Raw genomic sequence first — 12362 nt, forward strand, 5'->3', positions numbered from 1 at the left:
CGCTCGACTCCTGTAAATGTTCTTGTCATGTTCCGCGCATGCGAATCGCCAGAGATCGAGCGATCTTCCACGCATTGTGCGTGGTGGATGAAGCGCAGGAGCGCGCCAGAGCCGGGGCGGTGGCCCCGTCGGCCGCGCTCCGCCTGGCGCTCGCCTTCCTGCACCTCTGCGGCGCGGAACGTGGATGGATCGACCAACTGTGGGAGGCGCTGGTGAAGCGGGATGAGGCCGGGGGAGGGGCGACGGCATTCGGTCGTAGCCAGCAGATCACGGCCGCGGTGAATGCCATCACGCGGGAGGTGGGCGTCGAGCGCTCGTTGGAGCTGATCGAGGCCCTTCGAGCTGCGCGGCGGGATTGAAGAGGGACGTCACATCAGCCTTTCTTGCCGTCCTCAGGTCGCGCGGCGGAGCACGGTCCGGTAGTTCGGCTTGTAGCGGCGACGCTCAGCAAAGGCGCGGCGATCATCCATCCGCGCGGGCGCGCCCAGGTGCTGGCCGGGGATGCCGAAGAATCGAGCGAGCTTGTCTCGATCGGCGATCGCCAGCTCGTACGGCACCGCTTCGCGGATATGCCGAGCGATGTACCCGTCCTGGCGGCCGAGCAGGCGCGATAGGGTTGCGTAGGTGCAGCGGTTATCCGCGCACAGCTCCGCAATCCGCTGGCGGATGACGTCCGGCGATGGTCCCATGGTGCGCGCGTCCCGATCTCGTTCTTATCGGATCTACATAGACGGCGTTCTGGATGTGTTCCAGCGGAGCGCGCTTCCAGCGCGGGCAAAGGCGGAAAATTGTTTGGGGGCATCCTTGGGGGCATTATCGAGAATGGCCGGCCTCAGAGGCACGCAAATTAGCCGTATTCTGGCCTGATCGTGGTAGGCGGCGGACCCACCACCGCCTCTCCCGTTTGCGCGATGCCATGGTCGGTGTTCCATATACACGCTGCCAGGCTCAGCATGCGCGGGCCGGTCCGGGCTTGGCGAAGCTCGACACCTTCCTCGAAGCTATCATCTCAGCGGCAGAACCTGTCCTCGCTAACGCTGTCTACGCCGGCGCTCGCAGCAATTTTTCTCTGCGCGGGAGCAATGGTTATGTACGCCGCATACGATCCCGAGCATTTTCCGGTATAGCTTACTTCGATATGGGTGCCTTCTCCCGCGAAGACGGCGGAAATATAATATTGTTTCACACTCATCACGGGATTGAAAATCGAATTTCCCGAGGTGGTGATAAGCGGCCTTCCGTATATCTTCGTTAGACGAGGTATCATGTCGTCGTAGAAGGGGTGGCTTCTCTCGATGTTGATCGAGATGCCGGCGAGCAGCCTGTTCCGGTACATGAAATACGGGTGGGCATGGTATCCGAAAATGTCGAGGCGTTGATCGGGATAGGGAACGGTAACGCCTTTCACGACGCGTGTTCTGTATTCCACCTTGTTGGATGTGAAATAGTCGGCGATCTGATCCATGGTCATGCCCGAATACAGGCCGTTCCATAGTTGCGCCCGGGGCATCACGCCCGACGCGGCGGCCTGCACATCGTCGGGCGGGATCGTGCTACTCGCCACGAGCAGGGCGAAGTAATATGCTGGCCAGCCAGGCATGTTTAAGGTCTTTCCAAATGCTGAAGCTGGCCCTGGTCTGACGGTTGATCGTAAAGGAAAATGCAACGGCCCGCGCGTTCTCGATCGGCGAGAGTGGCTGCAGGCTCGTCGAGTGGCTGGCGTTCGAAGCTCGTCGCGTGGGACGGCGGGAGGTTCGGCCGCAATACGGCACCGCAGCATCTTTTGCCTTGATACCATATATCATCCCCGGTACATCCCCGCGTCACGCTCCCTTCAGAAAGTGGAATCTCGATGCGTCGCGTACTTCTCGCCTCCTCCTCGCTCGTGCTCTTGCCCCTGTCCGCGGTCGCCGATCCCCTTTCGGACAAGCCCGTTGCCGCCGAGACCGAACAGGCGAAGGATGCGCCGACGCAGCAGGGGCCGGCGATCATCGTGACCGCACCCTATCGGCAGAGCGAGGCCGACGTGCTTTCGGGCACGTCGGTGGTGACCGGCGAGGAGCTGACCCGCAGCCTGCGGCCGACGATCGGCGAGACGCTGGCCCGCCAGCCGGGCGTTTCGGCCAGCTCGTTCGGCCCGAGCGCGTCGCGGCCGATCCTGCGCGGCTTCCAGGGCGAGCGCGTGCGCATCCTCACCGACGGTATTGGCTCGATCGACGTGTCGAACACTTCGGCCGACCACGCCGTGATCATCGATCCCCTGCTGGCCGAGCGCATCGAAGTGCTGCGCGGCCCGTCGGCGCTGCTGTTCGGGTCCTCGGCAATGGGCGGCGTGGTCAATGTGATCGACAGCCGCATCCCGCGCAGCGTGCCGGAGAAGGGCTATCGGCTGAGCAGCATCGCGACCTATGGCTCGGCGGCGAACGAGCGTTCGGTCGGCGGGGCAGGAGACGTGGCGGTGGGGAGCCATCTCGTGCTGCATGCCGACGGCTCCTATTCCAAGTCGGACGACCTCAAGATCGGCGGCTATGCGCTGACCGCGGACAGGCGCCGGCAGGCGCTGGCGAGCGCGGCGCTGCCCGCGGATCCGGGCGCCGACCCGATCGATTTCGCGGCGAACGCAGGCGTGAAGAACCGGCTGCCCAACACCGCCGCCAAGACCTGGACGGCCGGTGCCGGCGCGGCGATCGTCACCGACACCGGTACGCTCGGCATCGCCTACAGCCATTATGACAGCCTGTACGGGGTGCCGATCCGCTTCGCGACCCAGCCGGGGCAGGAGCAGGAAGGGCCGCGGCTGAGCGTCGTCCAGAACCGGCTCGATCTGCGCGCCGAGGCCGATACGGGCGGCGGCTTCCTCCAGAAGGTGCGGCTGCGCGCCGGCTATGCCGCCTATCGCCATTTCGAACTGGAGGAAGACGGCGCCGTCGGCACCGCCTTCTACAACAAGGGCCTGGAAGGGCGCCTCGAGCTCGTCCAGGCCGATCGCGGCGCGTGGCGGGGCGCGAGCGGTGCCCAGTATTTCGCCCGCGACTTCAACGTGCAGGGCGACGAGGCCTTCCTGCCCAAGAACAAGACCCAGCAGCTTGGCCTGTTCACGCTCCAGCAGCTGGATCTCGGCGCGCTGAAGGCCGAGGCGGGGCTGCGCTACGAGTTCACCGATCTTTCCGCCAACCCGGTGATCGACGACACGCGCTTCTTCAACGGCAAGCGGAGCTTCCAGGCGCTGTCCGGCTCGGTCGGTGCGTCCTATGGCGTCACCCGCGACGTGCGGATCGGCCTGAACCTGTCGCACACCGAGCGCGCGCCCTCCGCGGAGGAGCTGTTCGCCAATGGCGCCCATGCCGGCACCGAAGCCTACGAACTGGGCAATCCCGATTTCCGGCTGGAGAAGAGCTGGGGGCTGGAAGCCACGCTCCACGCCCATGGCGACGGATACAGCTTCGACGCCTCGGCCTATTACAACTGGTTCTCCAACTATATCAGCGACAACCAGACGCAGCAGGCGATCTGCGAGGCTGCGGCCGCACCGAGCGGGCGCACCGTCGACCTGCCGTGCTTCCAGTTCACCCAGCGGGATGCGCGCTACTACGGGTTCGAGGCGGAAGGATCGGTGCGGGTCGCGCAGCTGGGCGGCTATACCGTCAATGTCGACGCGCTGGGCGACTATGTCCGCGCCAACATCGTTGACGAAGGGCCGGCGCCCCGCATCCCCGCGCCGCGCGTGCTGGGCGGCATCGAGGCGCAGTCGGACCGGATCACCGGCCGGCTGGAGGCGGAGCATGTCTTCGTCCAGAACCGCACTGCCGCGTTCGAGACGCGCACCGCGCCCTACACCATGGTCAATGCCACGCTCAGCCTGAAGCCGTTCCCGACGATGCCCGGCACGACGCTGACGCTCTCCGCCAACAACCTGTTCGACGTCGATGCCCGGCGCGCGAGCAGCTATCTCAAGGACTATGCGCCGCTTGCAGGCCGCGACCTGCGCGCGACGCTGCGCTTCAGCCTGTAGTCGTCGACGAGGTCGCGTCCAGCAGATCCCCGATCGCGCCCGTCGGGCTCGCTTCGGGGATCGCGGCCATCGCAGCGCTGATCCGGGCAGGGTCGACGGTCGGCGTGGGCTGGGTCAGCAGGTCGAAGGCCTGGGCGCTGGGCAGCGACTTGAACGCGGCGCCATAGCGGGCGCGCAGCGCCTGCAGCTTGGCCTCCTGGTTCAGCATCGCCAGGGCCACGGCCTGACGCAGCACGATCGCCTGGTTGGGCGGAGACATCGCACCGGGCGACGGCAGGGTGGCTTCGTTCTCGGTGATGAACGAACCCCAGTTGCGCGTGCGCCAGTGGATCTCGCTGCGCACGCCGCTGCCGCCGGGGATTCCCTCCAGCGCCGCCATCGCCGCGTCCTCGCGGCCCAGCTTGTAGAGCGCGACCGCCTCGATCCGCTTGCGATCGAAGCGCATTCCGTCCGAATAGCTGGCCTGTTCGGTCGCGTGCAGCGTGTCGAGCGCCTTCACCGGATCGCCGGACAGGATGAACAGCGTGGCCACCTTCACCGATAGCGGGCCCTGGGCCACGTCCTGCCGGCGCTGCATCAGCTGATACTGGAGCAGCTCGGCCGCGCGCGGATAAAGGCCGGCGGCTTCCAGCCGGTCGGCGAGGCGCAGCGCAAGCGCATCGCCTTCGGCGCCGGCGGGCGCCAGTTCCTTGTAGTCCCAGTAGAGACCGGCGGCTTCAGGAAGCGGGGTGCTGCTTTCCGGCCCCAGCATCTCGCCCAGCCACGCCTGGATCTGCTTCAGCATCGCGCCGGAATCGCCATCGGGGCGATAATAGCGGAACAGCGTGGCGGCGCTGCGCAGCGCGGCGCGATGATCGTTTTCGGCAAGCGCCAGCTGATATTCGAGCCGCAGCGCGCCATGTTCGACCTGGCCGCCGCGCCAGCCATAGCGGAGCGCCTCCAGCTGCTTGATTGCCTCGGCGGGGGGGATGCGGTGGAGCTTCAGGTCGCCTTCGATATGCGCGAGCTTCGCCTCGGCCTGGATTTCCGGCGTGCCGCTCAGATCGGCGCGCGAGAGGCGAAACAGCCCCTCCGCCGGATCGCCGGAGGCGAGCAGTGCCTTGCCGCGCAGCAGATTGGCCTGCGGATCCTGGTCGCCGAACAGCTTCAGCCAGGCGAGCGCCGGCTGGCCCTGGTTGATGGCGATGGCACCCTTTGCGGCGGCGAGCGTGAACGGCTTGCGCTCCTGCGGTGCCCGGCCGTTGATGGCCGGCACCGCGCAGTTGATCTGGCGTGCCGCGGCCTTGTCGTCGCCGGTGCCGGCCAGCGCGCGGACGCGCCAGGCGCAGGCCTCCGCATTGCCTTCCAGTTCGGGGAGCGAAAGCGCTTCCACCGCGTCCCGGTAATGGCCGATCATCACCAGCGCGGCGCCGCTGGCGAGCTGGAACGGGGCGACGAGGGCGAGGTCCTCGTCATCGGATTCCATCGTTTCCAGCACGCCCAGCGCTTCGGCACCCATGCCGCGGCGGATCAGCGAGCCTGCATAACGCCAGCGCGCGAGCTGGCGGGATTCAGGCTTGGCGTTGATCAGCGCATCCCAGGCGGCCTCCTCCGTCAGTTCCGGCCAATCGCGGCTGTCGGTGATCGTCGGCATCTGGGCCAGCACGGCGGCAAAGGGCGGCAAGACGGCGCGGCCGGCGGCCGGTGCCGCGGGAGCGGCGGCCTCGGCTGCCGGTGCGGCGGGTGCGCCATGCTCGGCGCCCTGGCCCGCCGCGGGTGCGTGGGCAGGATCGCTGGGTGGTGCAGCGGCGGTGCTGGCGAGCAGCGCGACGATCAGCAAACGACGCATCAATGTGCTCCGGCCATGAGGTAAGTCACCACGGCGCCGCCGATGATGCAGGCGATCACGAAGATCATAGCGGGCACGATCGGCAGTCCGCCTTGTGCGGCCGATTCCGGTGCGCCGGCCTTGGCGTTCTGCATCTCGCTGGTGTCGACGGCGTTGCCGCGGCTCGCCGCATCGGCGACGACGCGCATCCGGGCGGGGCGTTGATCGTGGCTCATTTGGATTCCGTTAAGTGCTTGTCCCTTATTTATAGGACGTGCGTGGCCGCAGCGGCGGCTCGACCCATGCGATTGACGGGAGAAATTTGGTGCGCGGCAAGCAGACGCTGGCGATGCTCGGACTGGTGGCACTGGCGGTTTCGCCGCTGCCCGCGGGGCGCGCATTGGCCTCGGGCGGCGGGGGCGAAGGCGAGGGGATGCATCTGGTGAAGATGGAGTCGATCGCCGTCCCTATCGTCGATTCCGATCGTGTCGCAGGCACGCTGAATTTCAAGCTGGTGCTGGAGGTGCACGACGCCGCCACCGCCGAGAAGCTTACTGCGGCGATGCCGAATCTGCGGATGGCGGCGATCGCGGGCGGCTTGGAATTTGCGCGACTCGACGCCTCGGCGCTGCGCGCGGTGAACGTCGCGGATCTCGACAGGACGCTGACCGGCGCACTCAAGACCGTGTCGCCCGATCTCGGCCGCGTGCTGATCGTCGAAGTAGGCGCCTCGCAGAACTGAGGCCGTCCCAGCACCGGCGGTCCGTCGCCGACAAGAAAGGCATCCCTGCGAAAGCCGGGATGCCTTTTTGCTTTGGTAGTTCGGCTTGATCAGAAAACGATCAGCGAGGGTATCCCGGCTTTCGCCGGGATGCCGACGCTGATGCCTGCAGGATTCAGCCCGGCTTGCGCGCAGCGCCTGCCGGTGCCGCCATCGCCGCTGCGGTCGGAGCCGTTGCGGGTTTTGCCGCGCTCTTGCGGGCCAGCGCCATGCTGAGCGACGCCGCGCCCTTGGGCGACATCGCGCCCAGGATCGCCGCGGTGGAGGCAGGGCGCATCCGCTGTGCGACCTTCATCTGCACTTCCATGTCGAGCTGCTCGAAGACCGCCGCGGCCTTGGCAGGCTTCATCGCCTGGTAGATGCGGGCCAGCTCGTCGAACTGCACTTCCGCGGGCGACGGCGCACCGGGGGCACCGGGCGCGCCGGCGGCCGACTCCTTCTGCTGCGCCTCGACGCTGGCGGCCAGTCGCTGTTCGGCTGCCTTGGCGGCCTGTTCGCGCAGGTCGAGTGCGCGCTGGCGCTTGGCTGCCTCCTGGTCGCGGGCGCTCAGGTCGCGCTCGATCGAGTTGCCGAGCCGGGTCTTGTTGGTGCCGTCCTGGTCGCCGGTGGCGATGCTGGCGGCGTTGGCCACCGCGGCGATCGCGGAGGCCGCCGCCATCAGCAGCAGCAGGGAAGGGCGCGCCATTACGCGGCCTCACGCGTGGCGGGAAGCGCGTCGATCATTGCTTCCGGCGCGGCGTTCGCTTCCGTGTCGGCATGCTCGGCGGCTTCCTCGCCGGCGACGCGCAGCGCGTTGGCAAGGCTCACGGCAGAGACGATCCGCTCGCAGGCGGAGTCGGCGATGCCGATCATGTCCGACAGCTCGTCGCGCAGGTCGCGCGCCTGCTCCACCAGCCGCGCATGACGCGCACAATCGGTGCCCAGCGTCGCCTTCATGTCGGAAAGCACGGAGCGCGCCTGCACCGTCGCATGGTCCAGCGCCTTCACCACATCGGTGAGGGCACCTTCCTTCACGGCCCGCAGGCTGCGCATCATGCGCATGCTCTGCACGAGCACGGCGACGCACAGGATGATCGTCAGCACATTGGCGAAAAGCGCGATACTCATGTTACTTCTTCCTCGTGCGGGAAACGTCGTTGACCAGGCGCACGGCGACGCGGCCGCTGCGCTGGCCGATCTGGGCCTGGGCGAGCTTGATATCGCCGCATGCCATGTCGAGCGCGTCGTCGGGGCTCTTGTCAAAGGCGATGGTCTGGCCGACCTGCAGCTCTTCCAGGTCGGAAAGCGGCAGCGCCTTTTCGCCGAGCAGCACGTTGACGGTCACGTTGGTCTTGCGGACCTCGGAGGCCATGTGCGCCTCCCAGATGCTGTCGCGGCCGCTCTTCTCGCCCATGAAGCGCTGGAGCAGCTTGTGGCGTACCGGCTCCAGCGTGGCATAGGGGAACACCAAGGTGATGCAGCCGCCGCGGCCGTCCATGTCGACGCGGAACGTCGCGATGGCGCAGATGTTCGAGGTGGCGGCGATCGCCGCGAAGCGCGGGTTGGTTTCGATACGCTCCAGCCGCATGTTCACCGGCTCGATCGGTTCGAACGCGTCGGCGAAGTCGCGCAGCGCGGTTTCCAGCACGCGCGAGACCAGCGAGGTCTCGATGGGCGTGAAGCCGCGGCCGTCGATCACGTTCGGCGTGTTGCTGCCGCGGCCGCCGAGCAGCGCGTCGACCACCGAATAGATCAGGCCCGATTCCACCGTGATCAGGCCGTAGCTTTCCCACTCGCTGACCTTGAACACGCCGACCATCGCCGGCAGCAGCACGCGGTTCATGAACTCGCCGAAGCGGGCGGAGGTGACTTCCTCCAGGCTGACGTCGATCGCGTCCGAGGTCATGTTGCGCATCGAGCTGGCGAAGCTGCGCACCACGCGGTCGCACACCACTTCCAGCATCGGCAGCCGCTCGTGGCTGATGACCTTCGATTCCAGAACGGCGCGCAGGCCCTTCTTCTTCAGAACCGGTTCGCTGCCGCCGAACAGCGCGTCGATGTCCGCCTGGCCGAAATTGCCTATATCGTCGCCGAACGGAGCCGCCGGGGGATCCGGGAGGTCGAAATCGTCTAGATCGATCATTGCTGGATCAGGTCCTGAATGAGAACTTCCTTGACCATGCCGGGGCCGAGCACGCGGGTGGCGCGGACCATCAGCTCTTCCTTCAGCCGGAACACCGCCGCCGAGCCGCCCAGGTCTTCGGGGCGCAACTCGCGCAGGAAGGGCTGATAGGCGTCGAGCACGACCGGCAGCTTGTCCTTCAGCGCCGCGTCGGTCGTCTTGGGGCCGGGGACCAGCATCAGGTGCAGCTTCAGGAAGCGCGGCGCCCCGTCGGGCGAACGCAGGTTGACCGAGACGGTGGGCACGTCGACGAACTTGCCCTTGCCTTCGCCTTCCTTGCCGCCTTCACCTTCCTTGGCCGCTTCGCCTTCGCCGTGCGCTTCGTCGGCAGCGGCGGCTTCCTCGCCATGCGCCTCGGTCTTGGCCGTGCTCTTGCCGCCCATGAAGAACGCGGCACCGCCGCCGCCCAGCGTCAGCGCAGCGGCAGTCGCGGCGCCGATGATGATCAGCTTCTTCTTCTTGTTGGGCGCCGGGGCCTCCTGCGCGCTCTTATCCTCGACGATTTCGGCCGACATAATAACCCTGGACCTTCCGATTTATCGGCCGCGGCGTCCGCACGTCCGATTTCCCTCTATTATAGAAGCGTCACCCGGCAATTTCTGCCTAGTGACCATTTTTCGAAGGACGGTCCGGTGGACATCTCCTCTTACGTGCTCCTCAGCCAGGAGCAGGCGCTGCGGCGCCGGATGGACGTGGTGGCGAACAACATCGCCAACATGAATACGGTGGGGTTCAAGCGCGAGCAGCCGGTGTTCCGCGAATATGTGGAGCGGACCGACAGCGCGGTGAAACCGGCCGAGAAAACATCGTTCGTGCTTGATTACGGTGCGGTGCACGATGCCTCGAACGGCGCGTTCCAGCCCACCGGCAACCCGCTCGACGTGATGATCGACGGACCGGGCTATCTGGCGGTGCAGGCCGGCGACGGCACCACCGCCTATACCCGCGCCGGCTATGTGAAGGTGCTGGAAGGCGGCGAGCTTGCCACCGCCGGCGGCCAGGTGATCCTGGGCGAGGGCGGCAAGCCGATCAAGATCCCGGCCGAGGAAGCGGGCAAGGTCAACGTCCAGGTGGACGGCACGGTGATGGGCGAGAACGGCCCGCTCGGCCGCATCGCGGTGACGGTGTTCAACGACGAGGCGGTGGTGGATCCGCGCGGCAACGGCATGTTCACCGCCACTGGCGGTCGCGAGCTGCCGGCCAGCGCCACCAAGCTGGTGAGCGGGGGCGTCGAGGGATCGAACGTCAACGCGATCGTCGAGACGACCGACATGATCCAGATCCTGCGCGCCTACCAGACCAGCCAGAGCCTCTCCAATTCGATGTCGGACATGCGCAAGAGCGCCATCGACAAGCTCGGCCGCGTCAGCTGAATTTCACGAAGGGATATATTCCATGCGTACGCTTTCCATCGCCGCGACCGGCATGCTCGCCCAGCAGACCAATGTCGACGTGATCTCGAACAACATCGCCAACATGAACACGACCGCGTTCAAGAAGCAGCGCGCCGAGTTCCAGGACCTGCTCTACCAGCAGGTCTCGCGTCCCGGTTCCGCCACCGGCGGCGATACCAAGGTGCCGGCCGGCATCCAGATCGGTTCGGGCGTGAAGACCGGCGGCGTCTACCGCATCAACGAGCAGGGCGTGATGACCCAGACCGGCAACCCCTATGACATGGCGGTGCAGGGCAAGGGCTATTTCCAGGTGACGATGCCCGACGGCACCACCGCCTATACCCGTGACGGCTCGTTCCAGATCTCCGACCAGGGCGAACTGGTGACGCAGGACGGCTATCCGGTGCAGCCGGGCATCACGGTCCCGCAGGGTGCGCTCGACGTCAACATCTCCAAGACCGGCCTGGTCGAGGTGACCGTCGCCGGCAACACCCAGCCGCAGCAGCTCGGCCAGCTCCAGCTCGCCACCTTCATGAACGAGAGCGGCCTCGAGGCGAAGGGCGGCAACCTGTTCCTCGAAACCGCCGCGTCCGGGCAGCCGACCGTCGGCTCGCCGGGCGATACCGGCATCGGCACGCTGACCCAGGGCTTCATCGAAGCCTCGAACGTCAACCCGGTGTCGGAGATCACCTCGCTGATCACCGCGCAGCGCGCCTATGAAATGAACAGCCGCGTCGTGAAGACCGCGGACGAGATGCTGGCGACGACCAGCCAGCTGCGCTGATGTCCGCGCTGCTGGGCCTGTTGCTGCGCGTGGCGGTACCTGCCGAGGACGTGCCGGTGGCGGTGGTCCAGCAGCTGGTCGCGCGCGGCGCGCGGATCGAGATGGGCGACCTCTCGATCGAAACCCGTCCCGAGGCGAGCGCGCGCGGCGCGCTCCGCCCGGAAGAGGCCGTGGGCATGGACGCATCGCGGGCGCTGACGCCCGGCACGCTGCTCCGCCGCGGCGACGTGATGAAGCCGCAGCTGGTGAAGCGCGGCGAGCCGGTCACGGCCAGGATCGTGTCCGGCACGATGGTGATCACCGCCGCCGGCCGCGCGCTGGGCAGCGGTGCCCAGGGCGATCCGGTGCGGATCGTCGTCAACGCCACCAACCGCACGCTCGACGGGATCGTCGACGGCAGCGGCACGGTGCGGATCTCCACTCCCTGAGGGAAAAGTACATGCGTAAGATCATTCTCGCGCTGGCGCTGGGCGCCACGCTCTCGGGCTGCGGTGCGGTCGGCCGGCTGAAGTCGGTGGGCAAGGCGCCGAAGCTGACGACGATGGAGCCGGTGGATTCGCCGGATCTCGAGCCGTCGCTCGCCTCGCCGCTGGATCGCTCGAACCGCGCCCGTCCGGCGCAGCCGGCCAATGCGCCCAGCGCATCGCTGTTCCGCACGGGGGCAGGGGCCTTCTTCCGCGACCAGCGCGCCGGCAGGACGGGTGACATCCTGACGATCAAGATCGCTATCGCCGACAAGGCCGATATCGGCAACAACACCTCGCGCACGCGCGGCGGCTCCGAAACCGCCGGCATCGGGAGCCTGCTGGGCCTGCAGACGCCGATAAGGAAGCTGACCAACAGCGATCCGTCGAAGCTCGTCGATACCAGCTCGGGTTCCAAATATACCGGCGGCGGCACCACCAACCGATCGGAGACGATCAACATGACGATGGCGGCCATCGTTACCCAGGTGCTGCCCAACGGCAACCTGATGATCCGCGGCCGCCAGGAAGTGCGGGTGAACTTCGAGATGCGCGAGCTGATCGTCACCGGCATCATCCGGCCGGAGGACATCGCGCGCGACAATTCGATCCAGCACAGCCAGATCGCCGAGGCGCGCGTGATCTATGGCGGCAAGGGCCAGCTGACCGATGCGCAGCAGGCGCGCTGGGGGCAGCAGATCTACGACGCGCTCTTCCCGTTCTGACGCCAAACGCCAGGCTATCGTACCAGAAAGGGCTCGCCGGACATCCCGGCGGGCCCTTTTCGCATTTACCGGATATTTATCTTAATCTTCCGGTAACCATCAAAATTTTCAGGACAATTTTGGTCGCGCCAATTTTCTTCCCACAATGAACGTGCAGGGCGGTTTGCCCAGTCGCGGGTCGGCGCTTCCGACCCGGGTCGCAGAAGCGGCTCTATATCCTAGAAGGAAATTATC

15 protein-coding genes are annotated in these 12362 nt (G+C 66.7%); 7 read left to right on the plus strand and 8 right to left on the minus strand.

The genetic code is table 11. The features are described from left to right. Positions 1 to 38: 38 nt before the first annotated feature. Positions 39 to 359 carry a hypothetical protein gene (locus tag SPI01S_RS14040; protein WP_066723620.1) on the plus strand — a complete coding sequence of 107 codons (321 nt, stop codon included), beginning with the start codon at positions 39 to 41 and terminating at the stop codon, positions 357 to 359. A 33-nt stretch (positions 360 to 392) separates the two neighbouring features. Here SPI01S_RS14040 and SPI01S_RS14045 read toward each other — a convergent pair whose 3' ends face one another. Both SPI01S_RS14045 and SPI01S_RS14050 read right to left on the minus strand, forming a co-directional pair. Continuing rightward, positions 393 to 689 (minus strand): phage repressor protein, encoded by a 297-nt coding sequence (locus SPI01S_RS14045; RefSeq protein ID WP_066723623.1) that lies wholly within the window; start codon positions 687 to 689, stop codon positions 393 to 395. 320 nt (positions 690 to 1009) lie between these two features. Continuing rightward, positions 1010 to 1600: a hypothetical protein gene (locus SPI01S_RS14050; protein ID WP_066723627.1), complete on the minus strand. Its 591-nt coding sequence runs from the start codon at positions 1598 to 1600 to the stop codon at positions 1010 to 1012. Positions 1601 to 1852: 252 nt separating this feature from the next. Here SPI01S_RS14050 and SPI01S_RS14055 point away from each other — a divergent pair, with 252 nt between their 5' ends. Further along, positions 1853 to 4012, plus strand: a complete 2160-nt coding sequence (locus SPI01S_RS14055; RefSeq protein ID WP_066723630.1) for a TonB-dependent receptor — start codon at positions 1853 to 1855, stop codon at positions 4010 to 4012. On the opposite strand, the gene SPI01S_RS14060 is transcribed toward SPI01S_RS14055, so the two are convergent. Together SPI01S_RS14060 and SPI01S_RS14065 are read right to left on the minus strand one after the other, a co-directional pair. Next, positions 4002 to 5840: a hypothetical protein gene (locus tag SPI01S_RS14060; protein WP_066723632.1), complete on the minus strand. Its 1839-nt coding sequence runs from the start codon at positions 5838 to 5840 to the stop codon at positions 4002 to 4004. The genes SPI01S_RS14055 and SPI01S_RS14060 overlap by 11 nt on opposite strands. After that, a complete protein-coding gene (locus SPI01S_RS14065; RefSeq protein WP_245653606.1) occupies positions 5840 to 6055 on the minus strand; it encodes a hypothetical protein in 216 nt (71 codons plus the stop codon). Before SPI01S_RS14065 ends, SPI01S_RS14060 begins: the two co-directional genes overlap by 1 nt. Before the next feature lie 89 nt (positions 6056 to 6144). Here SPI01S_RS14065 and SPI01S_RS14070 point away from each other — a divergent pair, with 89 nt between their 5' ends. Further along, positions 6145 to 6561, plus strand: a complete 417-nt coding sequence (locus SPI01S_RS14070; protein WP_084253471.1) for a hypothetical protein — start codon at positions 6145 to 6147, stop codon at positions 6559 to 6561. A gap of 154 nt (positions 6562 to 6715) precedes the next feature. Here the strand turns inward: SPI01S_RS14070 and SPI01S_RS14075 are convergent, their stop codons facing one another. The 4 genes from SPI01S_RS14075 to SPI01S_RS14090 are packed head-to-tail and all read right to left on the minus strand — an operon-like array spanning position 6716 to position 9276. After that, positions 6716 to 7285, minus strand: coding sequence for a MotE family protein (locus SPI01S_RS14075; RefSeq protein ID WP_066723637.1), 570 nt, complete (start codon positions 7283 to 7285; stop codon positions 6716 to 6718). Further along, on the minus strand, positions 7285 to 7707 hold the full coding sequence (locus SPI01S_RS14080) for a DUF6468 domain-containing protein (protein ID WP_066723640.1): 423 nt from the start codon (positions 7705 to 7707) through the stop codon (positions 7285 to 7287). The genes SPI01S_RS14075 and SPI01S_RS14080 overlap by 1 nt, the downstream gene beginning before the upstream one ends. 1 nt (position 7708) lies before the next feature. After that, on the minus strand, positions 7709 to 8722 hold the full coding sequence (gene fliM / locus SPI01S_RS14085) for a flagellar motor switch protein FliM (RefSeq protein ID WP_066723642.1): 1014 nt from the start codon (positions 8720 to 8722) through the stop codon (positions 7709 to 7711). Continuing rightward, entirely contained in the window at positions 8719 to 9276 is a 558-nt protein-coding gene (locus SPI01S_RS14090; protein WP_066723646.1) for a flagellar basal body-associated FliL family protein, read from the minus strand. The genes fliM and SPI01S_RS14090 overlap by 4 nt, the downstream gene beginning before the upstream one ends. A 117-nt stretch (positions 9277 to 9393) precedes the next feature. Here SPI01S_RS14090 and SPI01S_RS14095 point away from each other — a divergent pair, with 117 nt between their 5' ends. From SPI01S_RS14095 to flgH, 4 genes are read left to right on the plus strand one after another with little or no spacing between them, the layout of a single operon-like run. After that, positions 9394 to 10134 carry a flagellar hook-basal body complex protein gene (locus tag SPI01S_RS14095; protein WP_066723649.1) on the plus strand — a complete coding sequence of 247 codons (741 nt, stop codon included), beginning with the start codon at positions 9394 to 9396 and terminating at the stop codon, positions 10132 to 10134. A 22-nt stretch (positions 10135 to 10156) separates the two neighbouring features. Then, on the plus strand, positions 10157 to 10939 hold the full coding sequence (gene flgG, locus SPI01S_RS14100; protein WP_066723652.1) for a flagellar basal-body rod protein FlgG: 783 nt from the start codon (positions 10157 to 10159) through the stop codon (positions 10937 to 10939). Next, on the plus strand, positions 10939 to 11367 hold the full coding sequence (gene flgA / locus SPI01S_RS14105) for a flagellar basal body P-ring formation chaperone FlgA (RefSeq protein ID WP_066723655.1): 429 nt from the start codon (positions 10939 to 10941) through the stop codon (positions 11365 to 11367). The genes flgG and flgA overlap by 1 nt, the downstream gene beginning before the upstream one ends. A gap of 11 nt (positions 11368 to 11378) precedes the next feature. Next, on the plus strand, positions 11379 to 12128 hold the full coding sequence (gene flgH, locus SPI01S_RS14110; protein ID WP_066723657.1) for a flagellar basal body L-ring protein FlgH: 750 nt from the start codon (positions 11379 to 11381) through the stop codon (positions 12126 to 12128). The last annotated feature ends 234 nt before the right edge of the window (positions 12129 to 12362 follow it).

It is taken from the genome of Sphingomonas pituitosa NBRC 102491, from assembly GCF_001598435.1.
In the GTDB taxonomy this organism is placed as follows: Bacteria; Pseudomonadota; Alphaproteobacteria; order Sphingomonadales; family Sphingomonadaceae; genus Sphingomonas; species Sphingomonas pituitosa.

What these genes read in the sequence shown, in the direction of transcription:
- SPI01S_RS14080 (WP_066723640.1), bottom strand. Translation starts at nt 7,707, where the DNA reads ATGAGTATCGCGCTTTTCGCCAATGTGCTGACGATCATCCTGTGCGTC.
- flgA (WP_066723655.1), top strand. Translation starts at nt 10,939, where the DNA reads ATGTCCGCGCTGCTGGGCCTGTTGCTGCGCGTGGCGGTACCTGCCGAG.
- SPI01S_RS14040 (WP_066723620.1), top strand. Translation starts at nt 39, where the DNA reads ATGCGAATCGCCAGAGATCGAGCGATCTTCCACGCATTGTGCGTGGTG.
- SPI01S_RS14045 (WP_066723623.1), bottom strand. Translation starts at nt 689, where the DNA reads ATGGGACCATCGCCGGACGTCATCCGCCAGCGGATTGCGGAGCTGTGC.
- SPI01S_RS14050 (WP_066723627.1), bottom strand. Translation starts at nt 1,600, where the DNA reads ATGCCTGGCTGGCCAGCATATTACTTCGCCCTGCTCGTGGCGAGTAGC.
- fliM (WP_066723642.1), bottom strand. Translation starts at nt 8,722, where the DNA reads ATGATCGATCTAGACGATTTCGACCTCCCGGATCCCCCGGCGGCTCCG.
- SPI01S_RS14055 (WP_066723630.1), top strand. Translation starts at nt 1,853, where the DNA reads ATGCGTCGCGTACTTCTCGCCTCCTCCTCGCTCGTGCTCTTGCCCCTG.
- SPI01S_RS14060 (WP_066723632.1), bottom strand. Translation starts at nt 5,840, where the DNA reads ATGCGTCGTTTGCTGATCGTCGCGCTGCTCGCCAGCACCGCCGCTGCA.
- flgG (WP_066723652.1), top strand. Translation starts at nt 10,157, where the DNA reads ATGCGTACGCTTTCCATCGCCGCGACCGGCATGCTCGCCCAGCAGACC.
- SPI01S_RS14075 (WP_066723637.1), bottom strand. Translation starts at nt 7,285, where the DNA reads ATGGCGCGCCCTTCCCTGCTGCTGCTGATGGCGGCGGCCTCCGCGATC.
- flgH (WP_066723657.1), top strand. Translation starts at nt 11,379, where the DNA reads ATGCGTAAGATCATTCTCGCGCTGGCGCTGGGCGCCACGCTCTCGGGC.
- SPI01S_RS14065 (WP_245653606.1), bottom strand. Translation starts at nt 6,055, where the DNA reads ATGAGCCACGATCAACGCCCCGCCCGGATGCGCGTCGTCGCCGATGCG.
- SPI01S_RS14090 (WP_066723646.1), bottom strand. Translation starts at nt 9,276, where the DNA reads ATGTCGGCCGAAATCGTCGAGGATAAGAGCGCGCAGGAGGCCCCGGCG.